The 12,473-nt window shown below is 71.5% G+C and carries 10 protein-coding genes and 1 pseudogene; 6 read left to right on the forward strand and 5 right to left on the reverse strand.

Annotated features, from left to right (window positions below):
• Window positions 1-346 precede the first annotated feature (346 nt).
• A pseudogene (locus tag JHN63_RS33755) lies at window positions 347-4,454 on the reverse strand (ATP-dependent helicase); the annotation flags it as partial.
• 147 nt (window positions 4,455-4,601) lie between these two features.
• Here JHN63_RS33755 and JHN63_RS33760 point away from each other — a divergent pair.
• The 3 genes from JHN63_RS33760 to JHN63_RS33770 are packed head-to-tail and all read left to right on the forward strand — an operon-like array spanning window position 4,602 to window position 6,564.
• Entirely contained in the window at window positions 4,602-5,588 is a 987-nt protein-coding gene (locus tag JHN63_RS33760; protein ID WP_200687927.1) for an AraC family transcriptional regulator, read from the forward strand.
• Window positions 5,477-6,259 carry an AzlC family ABC transporter permease gene (locus JHN63_RS33765; RefSeq protein WP_374222969.1) on the forward strand — a complete coding sequence of 261 codons (783 nt, stop codon included), beginning with the start codon at window positions 5,477-5,479 and terminating at the stop codon, window positions 6,257-6,259. Before JHN63_RS33760 ends, JHN63_RS33765 begins: the two co-directional genes overlap by 112 nt.
• Entirely contained in the window at window positions 6,256-6,564 is a 309-nt protein-coding gene (locus JHN63_RS33770) for an AzlD domain-containing protein (RefSeq protein WP_200687929.1), read from the forward strand. The genes JHN63_RS33765 and JHN63_RS33770 overlap by 4 nt, the downstream gene beginning before the upstream one ends.
• Before the next feature lie 12 nt (window positions 6,565-6,576).
• On the opposite strand, the gene JHN63_RS33775 is transcribed toward JHN63_RS33770, so the two are convergent.
• Complete coding sequence (locus JHN63_RS33775) at window positions 6,577-7,521, reverse strand: hypothetical protein (RefSeq protein WP_200687931.1); 945 nt, start codon at window positions 7,519-7,521, stop codon at window positions 6,577-6,579.
• A gap of 81 nt (window positions 7,522-7,602) precedes the next feature.
• Here JHN63_RS33775 and JHN63_RS33780 point away from each other — a divergent pair, with 81 nt between their 5' ends.
• A complete protein-coding gene (locus tag JHN63_RS33780) occupies window positions 7,603-7,797 on the forward strand; it encodes a DUF3046 domain-containing protein (protein WP_200687933.1) in 195 nt (64 codons plus the stop codon).
• Between the two features lie 81 nt (window positions 7,798-7,878).
• Window positions 7,879-9,393, forward strand: coding sequence for an AI-2E family transporter (locus JHN63_RS33785; protein WP_307782045.1), 1,515 nt, complete (start codon window positions 7,879-7,881; stop codon window positions 9,391-9,393).
• 52 nt (window positions 9,394-9,445) lie between these two features.
• Here the strand turns inward: JHN63_RS33785 and JHN63_RS33790 are convergent, their stop codons facing one another.
• The 3 genes from JHN63_RS33790 to JHN63_RS33800 all read right to left on the reverse strand — a co-directional run bounded on the left by JHN63_RS33790 (window position 9,446) and on the right by JHN63_RS33800 (window position 11,007).
• Window positions 9,446-10,204 (reverse strand): hypothetical protein, encoded by a 759-nt coding sequence (locus JHN63_RS33790; RefSeq protein ID WP_200687935.1) that lies wholly within the window; start codon window positions 10,202-10,204, stop codon window positions 9,446-9,448.
• Window positions 10,205-10,540: 336 nt separating this feature from the next.
• Complete coding sequence (locus JHN63_RS33795) at window positions 10,541-10,732, reverse strand: hypothetical protein (RefSeq protein ID WP_200687937.1); 192 nt, start codon at window positions 10,730-10,732, stop codon at window positions 10,541-10,543.
• Window positions 10,733-10,803: 71 nt separating this feature from the next.
• Window positions 10,804-11,007 carry a hypothetical protein gene (locus JHN63_RS33800; protein ID WP_200687939.1) on the reverse strand — a complete coding sequence of 68 codons (204 nt, stop codon included), beginning with the start codon at window positions 11,005-11,007 and terminating at the stop codon, window positions 10,804-10,806.
• A gap of 335 nt (window positions 11,008-11,342) precedes the next feature.
• Between JHN63_RS33800 and recA the strand changes: the two genes are divergently transcribed.
• Entirely contained in the window at window positions 11,343-12,470 is a 1,128-nt protein-coding gene (recA, locus tag JHN63_RS33805; RefSeq protein ID WP_200687941.1) for a recombinase RecA, read from the forward strand.
• Window positions 12,471-12,473: the final 3 nt, after the last annotated feature.

A 12,473-nucleotide genomic window follows, 5' to 3' on the forward strand; every position in this document is an offset into this window, starting at 1 on the left:
GGGGAGATGTAGTCGCCCGGGGACGGGGGGTGGGAGGACGGGGAGCGGTGGTGCCGGGAGGTGGAGGCGCTCGGCTTCGTGGCGCGGTCGTCCGGTGAGCCCAGGCTGTCGAGGTCGTCGAAGTCGGTGAACGGGCCGAAAGCGTCGGCGAAATCGTGGACCCCGGGGGAGTCGGATGTGCCGGGGAGTCCTGATGTGTCGGATGCGTCGCGTCGGCCGTGCTCGGTGGGGGAGGCGTCCGGGTCCTGCCGGTGGTGGGTGTCAGGCGAGGCGTACGGGTCCTGCCGGCCGCGGTTGTCGGGTGAGTCGTAGGTGGTGTTCGGGGCTCCGAACGCGGTCGCGGAATAGTTGCCGAGAAGCCGCCCTCCACACCCTCGGCGGCGACTGCTCCCCGGGTCACCACGCCGTGTCGGTCGAGCAGGGTGCGGGCCAGGGCGTGGGCGCGCACGGTGGGGTCCGGTTCGTGGGCGGGGAGCAGGGACCAGCGGCCCGCTACGGTCGGCGGGCCGGTGCGGGACGCGGGGCGTGCGGCGGCGGTGAGGGAGCCGTAACGCCCGCGCGGGACCGTGCGTTTGGCGCGGTGGGCCGTGGACCCCGCCGTACGACCGGAGCCCAGCAGGGAGCGCATGGGGGCGAGCGTGTCGTTCGTGAGCCGTCCGGACCAGGCCAGATCCCATACGGCGTCGGCCAGTTGGGGATCGGTGACGTCGGGGTGGGTGGTCGCGCGGATCTGGTCGGTGATCTGGCGGAAGAAGAGGCCGTAGCCGCCGGAGAGGGTGTCCAGGACCGACTGGTGCAGTGCCGTGAGTTCGAGCGGGTGCGGGGGCGGGAGGAGCAGGGGGGCCGCGTCCGCGAGGTACAGGGAGACCCAGCCGTCCTTGCCGGGGAGGGAGCCCGCGCCCGCCCACACCAGCTCGCCGGCAGAGGTGAGTTCGTCGAGCATCGCGGGCGCGTAGTTCGCCACGCGGGACGGCAGGACGAGCTTCTCCAGGGCGGACGCCGGCACGGAGGCGCCCTGCAACTGCTCGACGGCGCGCACCAGTCCGTCGATGCCGCGCAGCCCGTGTCCCTTGCCGATGTGCTGCCACTGGGGCAGGAACTGCGCGAGCGCGGCCGGCGGCACCGGCTCCAACTCGTGCCGCAGCGCGGCCAGGGAGCGGCGGCGCAGTCGGCGCAGCACTGTCGCGTCGCACCACTCCTGGCCGATCCCGGCCGGATGGAACTCCCCTTGTACGACACGGCCGTTCGCCGCGAGTCGCTGCAACGCGCCGTCGGTGACCGCGACTCCGAGGCCGAAGCGGGCGGCCGCCGTGGCCGACGTGAACGGGCCGTGGGTGCGGGCGTGGCGCGCGAGGAGGTCGCCGAGCGGGTCCTTGACCGGTTCGGTGAACGCCTCCGGGACGCCGACCGGCAGCGCCGTACCGAGTGCGTCGCGCAGGCGGCCCGCGTCCTCGATCGCCGCCCAGTGGTCGGCACCGCCGATACGGACCCGGATCGCGCGGCGGGCCGAGGCGAGGTCGTGGGCCCACTGCGGTGCGGCGCCCCGCTCGGCCAACTCGGCGTCGGTGAGCGGGCCGAGCATCCGCAGCAGGTCGGCCACGCCCTCGACGTCCTTGATGCGGCGGTCCTCGGTGAGCCACTGTAGTTCGCGCTCCAGCTCGGTCAGCACCTCGGCGTCGAGGAGTTCGCGCAGCTCCGCCCTGGCCGAGCAGCTCGGCCAGCAGGTGGGAGTCCAGGGACAGGGCGGCGGCGCGGCGCTCGGCGAGCGGTGAGTCTCCCTCGTAGAGGAACTGGGCGACGTACCCGAAGAGGAGGGAGCGGGCGAAGGGGGACGGCTCGGGGGTGGTGACCTCGACGAGGCGCACCTTGCGGGACTCCAGGTCACCCATCAGCTCGGTGAGGCCCGGGACGTCGAAGACGTCCTGGAGGCATTCGCGGACCGCCTCCAGGACGATCGGGAACGAGCCGAACTCGCTTGCCACCTGGAGCAGTTGGGCGGCCCGCTGGCGCTGCTGCCACAGGGGGGTGCGCTTGCCGGGGTTGCGGCGCGGCAGCAGCAGCGCGCGGGCGGCGCATTCGCGGAAGCGGGCCGCGAACAGGGCCGAGCCGCCGACCTGGTCGGTGACGAGCTGATTGACCTCGCCCTTGTCGAAGGCCACGTCCGCCGCACCTACGGGGGCTTGGTCGGCGTCGTACTCCGTGCCGGCCTTCATGGGCTCCTGGTCGAGCAGGTCCAGGCCCATCAGGTCGGCGTCCGGCAGCCGTAGGACGATGCCGTCATCGGCGTGCATCACCTGGGCGTCCATGCCGTAGCGCTCGGAGAGGCGGGCGCCGAGGGCGAGGGCCCAGGGGGCGTGGACCTGGGCGCCGAAGGGGGAGTGGATGACCACGCGCCAGTCGCCGAGTTCGTCGCGGAAGCGCTCCACGACGATCGTGCGATCGTCCGGGATGTGGCCGCAGGCCTCGCGCTGTTCGGCCAGGTACGACAGCACGTTCTCCGCGGCCCAGGCGTCGAGGCCCGCGGCGAGGAGGCGCAGCCGGGCGTTCTCCTTGGGCTGGGAGCCGACCTCGCGCAGGAACGCGCCCACCGCGCGGCCCAGTTCGAGCGGGCGGCCCAGCTGGTCGCCCTTCCAGAAGGGGAGCCGGCCCGGGACACCCGGAGCGGGGGAGACCAGGACGCGGTCGCGGGTGATGTCCTCGATCCGCCAGGAGCTGGTGCCGAGCGTGAAGACGTCGCCCACCCGGGACTCGTAGACCATCTCCTCGTCGAGCTCGCCGACCCGGCCGCCGCCCTTCTTGGGGTCGGCGCCCGCGAGGAAGACGCCGAAGAGCCCGCGGTCGGGGATCGTGCCCCCGGAGGTGACGGCGAGACGCTGCGCGCCGGGGCGGCCGGTGATCGTGCCGGCGATGCGGTCCCACACCACGCGCGGGCGCAACTCGGCGAAGGCGTCCGACGGATAGCGGCCCGCGAGCATGTCGAGCACGGCCGTGAACGCCGACTCCGGGAGCGAGGCGAAGGGCGCGGCCCGGCGGACGGTGGCCAGAAGGTCGTCGACCTGCCAGGTGTCCAGTGCCGTCATCGCGACGAGCTGCTGGGCCAGCACGTCCAGGGGGTTGGCGGGGACCTTCAGGGACTCGATGGAGCCCGTGCGCATCCGCTCGGTGACCACGGCGGCCTGGACCAGGTCGCCCCGGTACTTCGGGAAGACCACGCCTGTGGAGACCGCGCCGACCTGGTGTCCTGCGCGGCCCACGCGCTGGAGGCCGGAGGCCACGGAAGGCGGGGACTCCACCTGGATGACCAGATCGACGGCTCCCATGTCGATGCCCAGTTCCAGGCTGGAGGTGGCCACCACGGCGGGGAGTCGACCCGCCTTGAGGTCCTCCTCGACCTGGGCGCGCTGCTCCTTGGAGACCGAGCCGTGGTGGGCGCGGGCGATGACCGGGGGCGCGCCCTGGGCGGCGCCGGAGCCGCCCATCAGCTCGGCCGGTGCGTGATGCTCGTCCAGGGGCACGCCGGTCGCGCGCTCGTAGGCGATCTCGTTGAGCCGGTTGCACAGACGCTCCGCCAGGCGGCGGGAGTTGGCGAAGACGATCGTTGAACGATGGGACTGGACGAGGTCGGTGATGCGCTCCTCGACATGCGGCCAGATCGAGGGCTTCTCTGCGCCCTCCTTGCCGTCGGCGACCGGGGAGCCGCCCAACTCGCCCAGATCCTCGACCGGGACGACCACGGAGAGGTCGAACTCCTTGCCGGACTTCGGCTGGACGATCTCCACCTTGCCGCGCGGGGAGAGATAACGGGCGACCTCGTCGACCGGGCGCACGGTCGCCGAGAGGCCGATCCGGCGGGCCGGCTTCGGCAGCAGCTCGTCCAGCCGCTCCAGGGACAGGGCGAGATGCGCGCCCCGCTTGGTGCCCGCGACCGCGTGCACCTCGTCCAGGATCACCGTCTCGATGCCGGTCAGCGCGTCACGCGTGGCCGACGTCAGCATCAGGAACAGGGACTCCGGGGTGGTGATCAGGATGTCCGGCGGGCGCGTGGACAGCGCGCGGCGCTCGGCGGGCGGGGTGTCGCCGGAGCGGATGCCGACCTTGACCTCGGGCTCGGGCAGGCCCAGGCGGACGGATTCCTGGCGGATGCCGGTGAGCGGGGAGCGGAGATTGCGCTCCACGTCGACCGCGAGCGCCTTGAGCGGAGACACGTACAGGACGCGGCAGCGCTTCTTCGGGTCGGCGGGAGGGGGTGTCGCGGCGAGCTGGTCCAGCGCGGCGAGGAAGGCCGCCAGGGTCTTGCCGGAACCGGTCGGCGCGACCACCAGCACGTCCGAGCCCTCGCCGATGGCCCGCCACGCGCCCGCCTGGGCCGCGGTGGGCGCGGAGAAGGCCCCCGTGAACCAGCCGCGGGTCGCGGGCGAGAAGCCGTCGAGGGCTCGATGTGCGGAGCTGACCATGCGTCCATCCTGCACCCGACCACTGACAATGCGTCTGACCTGCGGGAATTCTCCTGCGATGGCTTGCAGGACCGTTTCGGTGTCCGTCGAGCGTCTTCGTCGTTCGGCGTCCGGTGGTCGTCGGCCGTCGTGGCGGAGAATGGGCGTATGGCAGGTTCGGGCGAGCGGGCGAGGCACTGGCGGTACACGGAACTGCCCGGGGTCGACCTGCTCCGGGCCCGATACATCCGCAAGACCTTCGTGCGGCACACGCACGAGAACTTCGTCATCGCCGCCATCGCGGACGGCGCCGAGGTGTTCCACCACGGCGGGACCGATGTCTACGCCGGGGCGGGAGCGCTCGCGCTGGTGAACCCGGACACTCCGCACACCGGCCGGGCGGGTGTTCCCGAGGGCTGGCGGTACGGGGCGGTCTACCCGTCGCCCGAGGTGGTGGCCGCGATCGCCGCCGAGACCACCTCGATCCGCGGCACTCCCGGCTTCGTCAGCCCCGTGCTCGACGATCCCTACACCGTCGGACTCGTTCATCAGGTCCTGCGTGCGGCCGACGAGGGCAACGCGCTCGCCGCCGACACCTTGCTGCGGGTCGCGGTCACCAGGCTGCTCCGGTTGAACGGCGGACCGCTGCCGCAGCGCTCCGTCCCCACGGCGGGCGGTGGGGTCGCGGCACGCGCGCGTGCCGTGCTGGAGGAGCGCATGGTGGATCCGCCCACCCTGGAGAAGCTCGCCGGGGATCTGGGCACCAGCCCGTTCGCGCTGCTGCGCGCCTTCCGCGACGCCTACGGGATGCCGCCCCACACCTGGCTGACCGACGCCCGCGTACGCCGGGCCCGCAGGCTCCTGGACGCGGGTACCGCGCCTGCTGAGGCGGCCGTCGTCGTCGGGTTCACGGACCAGCCGCACCTCAACCGGCACTTCGCCCGGATCGTGGGTGTGCCCCCGGGCGCGTACCAACGGGAGCGCAAGAACGTACAAGACGCGGAACACCGACTGCTCGTACCGTCCGACACGTGGCAGAACAGATCGCTTCAGAAGACATACGCGCCGGAACGGGAGGAGGACAGGACCCCGCGGCCGGGGGAAAGCCGGACTCCGCCGTCGTACGGGACGCCCTCGGGGTCGGGGTCGCCGTAGGGCTGTCCGGGTTCGCCTTCGGGGTGACCTCCGCCGGTGCCGGGCTCACCGTGCTGCAGACCTGTGCCCTCAGCCTCCTGGTGTTCACCGGCGCCTCCCAGTTCGCGCTCGTGGGAGCGCTCGCGGCCGGTGGCAATCCGCTCACCGCGGCGGCGGGAGCCTTCTTCCTGGGGGTGCGCAACGCCTTCTACGGGCTGCGCCTCTCGCAGTTGCTGGCCCTCCCGCGCGTGGTGCGGCCGTTCGCCGCCCAGTGGGTCATCGACGAGACGACGGCCGTCACCCTCGCGCAGCCCACACGGCGTGCCGCGCGGATCGGGTTCACCGTCACCGGGCTCGCGCTGTACCTGCTGTGGAACCTCACCACGCTGCTCGGCGCGCTGGGCGCCAAGGCCATCGGGGACACGGACGCGTGGGGTCTCGACGCGGCCGGACCCGCCGTCTTCCTGGCGCTGCTCGCGCCCATGCTCAAGACCACCACCGAGCGTGCCGTCGCCGCGCTCGCGGTCCTGCTGGGACTGGGGCTGCTGCCCGTGCTGCCGGCCGGCGTGCCCGTCCTGGCGGCAGCTCTCGCGGCCCCGATCGCCCTCTATGTAGAGGGTCGTCGGCAACATGGGACCCGGGGCGACGCGCAGCGAGGGTCCCGTAACGACGCACAGGAGGAAGACCGTTGAGCATCTGGATCGCGATCGCGGCGACCGCCCTCGGTTGCTACGTCGTCAAGCTCGCCGGACTGCTGGTGCCCGCGGGCGCGCTGGAGCGGCCGCTGGTGAGGCGGCTCGCCGCTCTGCTGCCGGTCGCCCTGCTCGCCGCGCTCACGGCCCAGCAGACCTTCGCCGACGGGCACGCGCTCGTGCTCGACGCCCGGGCCGCGGGGCTCGCGGCCGCCGCCGTGGCGCTGGTGCTGCGGGCACCGTTCCTCCTCGTCGTCGCGGCGGCCGTGCTGGTGACGGCGGGCGTACGGGCCATCGGCGGCTGAGGCGGCCCGGGGTCAGCCCACGGAGCGGCCGTACGCCTTCAGGGAGCGCAGTGCCTGGATCGTCACCATGGGGCGTGCCTCCAGGGCGATGCCCGGCGCCCACTGACGCCAGCGGATCGGCCAGCCGCCGTCCTCCTGCTGATCGCCCGCCAGGTGGTCCAGGGAGCGGGCCATCTCGTCGTCCGTGAACCACGCGCGCGCGAGGGAACTCGGCGTCTTCGCGTAGTCGTACGGGAAGTGGTGCTCGCCCTGCGCGTAGCCGGGGGCGACCGGATAGGCCTCCAGGTGCTCCGGGTCCAGGGCGGCGAGCCGGTGCTCGCGGACCAGCCTGCCGAGGCGGTCGGCGGCGGCCTCCGCGCGCGGGCGGTCGGGTGCGGAGTCCAGGAAGGCCACGGCGGCCTGGATCTCGTAGGGGTGCGACTTCTCCAGGGAGTCGACGGCCTGCCAGCAGAAGTCGGTGGCCCGGAACAGCCAGGCGTGCCACACCTCGTTGCGGTGCAGCAGGCCCACCACCGGCCCGGTGGCGAGGAGTTCGCTGGGCGGGTCGTCCACGATCGGCACGAAGGGCGCCGTCGGATAGCCGCGCTGGCCGGGAAGGATCGCCGGCAGGGCACCGTCGGCTCTGGAGACCGAGGTCAGATAGCGGCACACGCGTTCCACCCGCTGCCCGCCGCAGCGCCCGACGGAGTCCAGGACGCGCAGTGCGTGACCGGTGTGCAGCGGCTGGCTGACCGGGCCGCGCAGATCGGGCTCCAGGGCGTGGCCGTACCCGCCGTCCTCGTTGCGGTAGGCGTCCAGCGCGGTCTCCACCGGATCGGGTTCTCCGTTGAGGAAGTGGTACGCGAAGAGGCGCTGTTCCAGCACGCGCGCGGTGAGCCACACGAAGTGCTCGGCGCGGAAGAGCGGGGAGTGCGCCGGGGGCGTCGGGGGGAGTGGGGAAGCTCCTGTTTCGGCCATGCGTCAGACCGTAGGACGGAAAGCGGTCTCGGCGAGCGGGCTCGGCCCGGGCCCACTCTTCAGGGGCGGGATACTGGTGTCATGCGGTTGACGGTCTTCTGGCAGCGGATGACGGAGCACTTCGGCGCGGGGTACGCCGAGAGCTTCGCGCGCGATCACGTGATGACGGAACTCGGCGGGCGGACGGTGCACGAGGCGCTGGACGCGGGCTGGGAGGCCAAGGACGTGTGGCGCGTGGTCTGCGACGTCATGAACGTTCCCTCGCAAAGCCGCTGATCTTCCGTGGGAAAGTCGCTGATCGGTCACGAAGATCGACGGCGGTGACCGGTTGTCAGTGGCGTAGGCGAGACTTGCACCGTGGCAGCCACTGACGAGACCGGGCCCGACGCCCAGCAGGCACCCCCGTTCGGTACGACGCCGCCGACCCGACCCCCGGTCGACGGCGCCGCGCCGGGCACGGGCATGCCCCGCTGGCTGCCCCGCGCCATGGTGCTCGCGCTCGCCCTCGTCGCCGTGTTCCAGCTGGGCAGTTGGGCCTTCCACCAGCTCATCGGGCTGCTGATCAACATCCTCATCGCGTTCTTCCTGGCCCTCGCCATCGAGCCCGCGGTGAGCCGGATGGCCTCCCGGGGGATGCGCCGGGGACTGGCCACCTTCCTGGTCTTCCTCGGCCTGCTGATCGTGAGCGCCGGGTTCGTCACCCTCCTCGGGTCGATGCTGGCCGGCCAGATCATCAAGATGATCGAGGACTTCCCGGACTACCTCGACTCCGTCATCAACTGGATCAACGCGCACTTCCACACCGACCTGAGACGGGTCGACATCCAGGAGGGGCTGCTCCACTCCGACTGGCTGCGCAAGTACGTGCAGAACAGCGCCACCGGTGTGCTGGACGTGTCCACCCAGGTGCTCGGGGGCCTCTTCCAACTCCTGACGATCGGTCTGTTCTCGTTCTACTTCGCCGCCGACGGGCCGCGACTGCGCCGCGCGCTGTGCTCCGTACTGCCGCCCGCCCGGCAGGTCGAGGTGCTGCGCGCGTGGGAGATCGCCGTCGACAAGACAGGCGGCTACATATACTCACGCGGCCTGATGGCGCTGGTCTCCGGAGTGGCGCACTACATCCTGCTGCAGGCGCTGGGCATCCCGTACGCGCCCGTGCTCGCCGTCTGGGTGGGTCTGGTCTCCCAGTTCATCCCGACCATCGGCACATATCTCGCGGGCGCCCTGCCCATGCTGATCGCCTTCACGGTGGACCCCTGGTACGCGCTGTGGGTGCTGATCTTCGTCGTGGTCTACCAGCAGTTCGAGAACTACATGCTCCAGCCCAAGCTCACCGCGAAGACCGTCGACATCCACCCCGCCGTCGCCTTCGGCTCGGTCATCGCGGGCACCGCGCTCCTGGGCGCGGTGGGCGCGCTGATCTCCATCCCGGCCGTCGCCACGCTCCAGGCGTTCCTCGGGGCGTATGTGAAGCGCTACGCCGTCACGGACGACCCCCGGGTCCAGGGCCACCGGATCCGTGGCTCCGGAGGCCCCGGCATGCTGGCACGCGCGCGACGGGTCTGGGACGGGCGGCAGGGGGCGGAGAACGGCACGGCGACTGACTCCGCCGATACGACCGATTCCGGTGCGGCTGACTCGGGTACGGCAGGCTCCGATACGACTGACTCCGGTTCGGCCGATTCCAGTTCGGTCGATTCCGGGGCAGCCGACTCGCGGGCGGCCGACTCCGGGACGGCCGACTCGCGGCCGAGCGGCCCGAAACCCACCGGCCCCGACTCGACCGACCTCGAATCAACTGCCCCGGAACCAACCGACCTTGGATCAACCGACCCTGAACCGAAGGACTCCGGAGACGGCTCCTCCTCCTGAGGGATGATCTGGCGAGAACACCGGGGCGTCGCAGGCAGCCGAGGCATCGCGGTCAGTACGTGAGCACTGCCCACACCCCCGCCCCGACCACGGCGACCACGTAGCAGCCGACCGCGACGGTGACGGTCCGCCGCCGTACCGCCTCGCTCCAGGACGTGCGGGACAGCAGCCAGGCCAGGGCCGGCAGCACCAGGACGGCGTGCAGGCTCACCCCGTGCAGCGGCTTGAGCGGGGCAGTCGAGTGGTACGCCGCCTCCTGGTGGCCGGTCCGGGCGAGGACGACCCCGCGTGCGATCATCGCGGCGCCCGAGGCCAGCGCCACGAGCAGGATCGCGAACCCGGAACGCACCGCGAGGGCCATCCCCGTGGGCCCCGTCGGCCGGTGTCGGAAGGACGCCACCGCGAACACGGTGAGCAGCACCACGAGGACACCGCCGCCCACTGCGAGCGTCATGGACACCGCCGTGTCGAAGGACGTCTCCATGTCGAGGTGCGACGGCACCCGGCGCCACGCCTGGAGGGTGATGCCGCCGACCTCGACGACACAGTCGGCGGCGAACACGACGAGCAGAACGGTACGCAGCCGGACCCCGACGCGCAGATACGACGTCACCCAGGTGACCGCGATCAGCGTCGCCCCGAAGGAGAGCCCGAATGTGATGGGCTTGCGCCAGGAGACGGGCCCGTACCAGGGCCCGCCGTCCACCGCGAACACCACCAGGTGCACCAGGCCGGAGAGGATCAACAGGGCACCGATCGCGTGGCAGAGCCGCTCGGCGGGGCGTGCGTGGTTCGTCATGGCCTGGGTCATGCGCTGAGCCTCGCGGGAACTCGCCGCGCGGTCGTCGTACGGCCGAAGACACCCGCCGTACGCCAGGAGAAGTAGCGCGGTCGGAGACTTCGGACGATGAGTTCCGGGGGTTCGCCGCACCGGGTCTACGGCCATGAATGCCGTCCGGAGTCAGCGGAACGCGGAACGCTGAGCGGTGATCCACGGAAACGAGGGCCGATCATGCCCACCTTCCCCTTGGCGGACCCGGCACCGCAGACGGCGGCGGGCAAGGCTCCGCCCCGACCTCGTCGAGGGGCACGCCGCGACGACCGGTGCCGTCTACGGAGGCGCTTGGCAGGGGCCGGTGTTTCGTCCTCACGCACCACCCTGACGACGCGCCGCCCGCACCAGGGTGACCTTCCTGAACTGCGATGACTCCTGGAGGGCGAACTGATCGACGAGATCGACCTGCCCATCGTGCCGGTGCCCCTCGGCGACGGCATCCGGCTCTTCGACAACCTTGGTGGTGCCCCGGTCCGGCTCGGGCCGCTGAACGGCGACGACCACTCGGCCGCGGTGAACGTGCGCTGCCGACCGGTCGGGACGTGACCCTCCTGTGGCAGCGGAGTGCGAGAGCCCTACTGGTAGCAGCCACCGCTGCACAGGACGGTGAAGGTTCCGGTCCCGTGGGCCGAGGAGATCGCCGTGCCCTGTGCCGGCGCGGGCTGATGCACGCGGCTGGTCTCCCAGGGCATGGGGGCGGCCGATGCCGCCGGACTCAGGATGCCGACGGTCGCCGAGGCTACCACTGCCGCGATCCCCACACGCTTCCACACCGTCATCACGCTCTCCCCGCGTCGAATGCCGTTGACTGCTGCCAGTGAACGGGCCCGGCGCCCGGCGCGGGAAGGATTTCCATGTCCTTCGAAGCGTCGCCACGAGGCTCGGAGTCACCGGACATCGATGACGCGAGTGCCGCGTGGTGCGCTTGACACGAAAATCGAACATCTATTCTTATGGAGGTTCCGGCGAGGCCATGACGGGCATTTCGACAGGCTTTTGATGGCGAAGTGTCCGAGTTATCCACAGGCCGGACGGGCGTCGGGGCGCATTGTCAGTGGCAGGCGTTAGCGTCTTTGACGTGAAGCGATCGACACAAGCAAATCGGGTGGAACCCATGGCAGGAACCGACCGCGAGAAGGCGCTGGACGCCGCGCTCGCACAGATTGAACGGCAATTCGGCAAGGGCGCGGTGATGCGCCTGGGCGAGCGGCCGAACGAGCCCATCGAGGTCATCCCCACCGGGTCGACCGCACTGGACGTCGCCCTCGGTGTCGGCGGCCTGCCGCGCGGCCGAGTGGTGGAGGTCTACGGCCCGGAGTCCTCCGGAAAGACGACCCTGACCCTGCACGCGGTGGCGAACGCCCAGCGGGCCGGCGGCCAGGTCGCGTTCGTGGACGCGGAGCACGCCCTCGACCCCGAGTACGCGAAGAAGCTCGGCGTCGACATCGACAACCTGATCCTGTCCCAGCCGGACAACGGCGAGCAGGCTCTGGAGATCGTGGACATGCTGGTCCGCTCCGGCGCCCTCGACCTCATCGTCATCGACTCCGTCGCGGCACTCGTCCCGCGCGCGGAGATCGAGGGCGAGATGGGCGACAGCCATGTCGGTCTGCAGGCCCGTCTGATGAGCCAGGCGCTCCGCAAGATCACAGGCGCGCTCCACCAGTCCGGGACTACCGCGATCTTCATCAACCAGCTCCGCGAGAAGATCGGCGTGATGTTCGGCTCCCCGGAGACCACGACCGGTGGCCGCGCGCTGAAGTTCTACGCCTCGGTGCGACTCGACATCCGTCGTATCGAGACCCTCAAGGACGGCACGGACGCGGTCGGCAACCGCACCCGCGTCAAGGTCGTCAAGAACAAGGTCGCGCCGCCCTTCAAGCAGGCCGAGTTCGACATCCTCTACGGCCACGGCATCAGCCGCGAGGGCGGCCTGATCGACATGGGCGTGGAGAACGGCTTCGTCCGCAAGGCCGGCGCCTGGTACACGTACGAGGGCGACCAGCTCGGCCAGGGCAAGGAGAACGCGCGCAACTTCCTGAAGGACAACCCCGACCTGGCCAACGAGATCGAGAAGAAGATCCTGGAGAAGCTGGGCGTGGGTGTCCGTCCGGAGACGCCCACCACCGAGCCGGCCGCGGACGCGGCGGTCCCCGCCGCCACGGACGACGCCGCCAAGGCGGTCCCCGCTCCGGCCGCGGCAAAGATCACCAAGGCCAAGGCCGCGGCAGCCAAGAGCTGACCC

It is taken from the genome of Streptomyces sp. MBT65 (assembly GCF_016612545.1).
Lineage (GTDB): Bacteria > Actinomycetota > Actinomycetes > Streptomycetales > Streptomycetaceae > Streptomyces.

Bases quoted from the DNA above. Each gene is read 5' to 3' on its own strand.
- JHN63_RS33760 (WP_200687927.1), top strand. From the start codon at position 4,602: ATGGCAGGTTCGGGCGAGCGGGCGAGGCACTGGCGGTACACGGAACTG.
- JHN63_RS33775 (WP_200687931.1), bottom strand. From the start codon at position 7,521: ATGGCCGAAACAGGAGCTTCCCCACTCCCCCCGACGCCCCCGGCGCAC.
- JHN63_RS33780 (WP_200687933.1), top strand. From the start codon at position 7,603: ATGCGGTTGACGGTCTTCTGGCAGCGGATGACGGAGCACTTCGGCGCG.
- JHN63_RS33800 (WP_200687939.1), bottom strand. From the start codon at position 11,007: ATGACGGTGTGGAAGCGTGTGGGGATCGCGGCAGTGGTAGCCTCGGCG.
- recA (WP_200687941.1), top strand. From the start codon at position 11,343: ATGGCAGGAACCGACCGCGAGAAGGCGCTGGACGCCGCGCTCGCACAG.
- JHN63_RS33790 (WP_200687935.1), bottom strand. From the start codon at position 10,204: ATGACCCAGGCCATGACGAACCACGCACGCCCCGCCGAGCGGCTCTGC.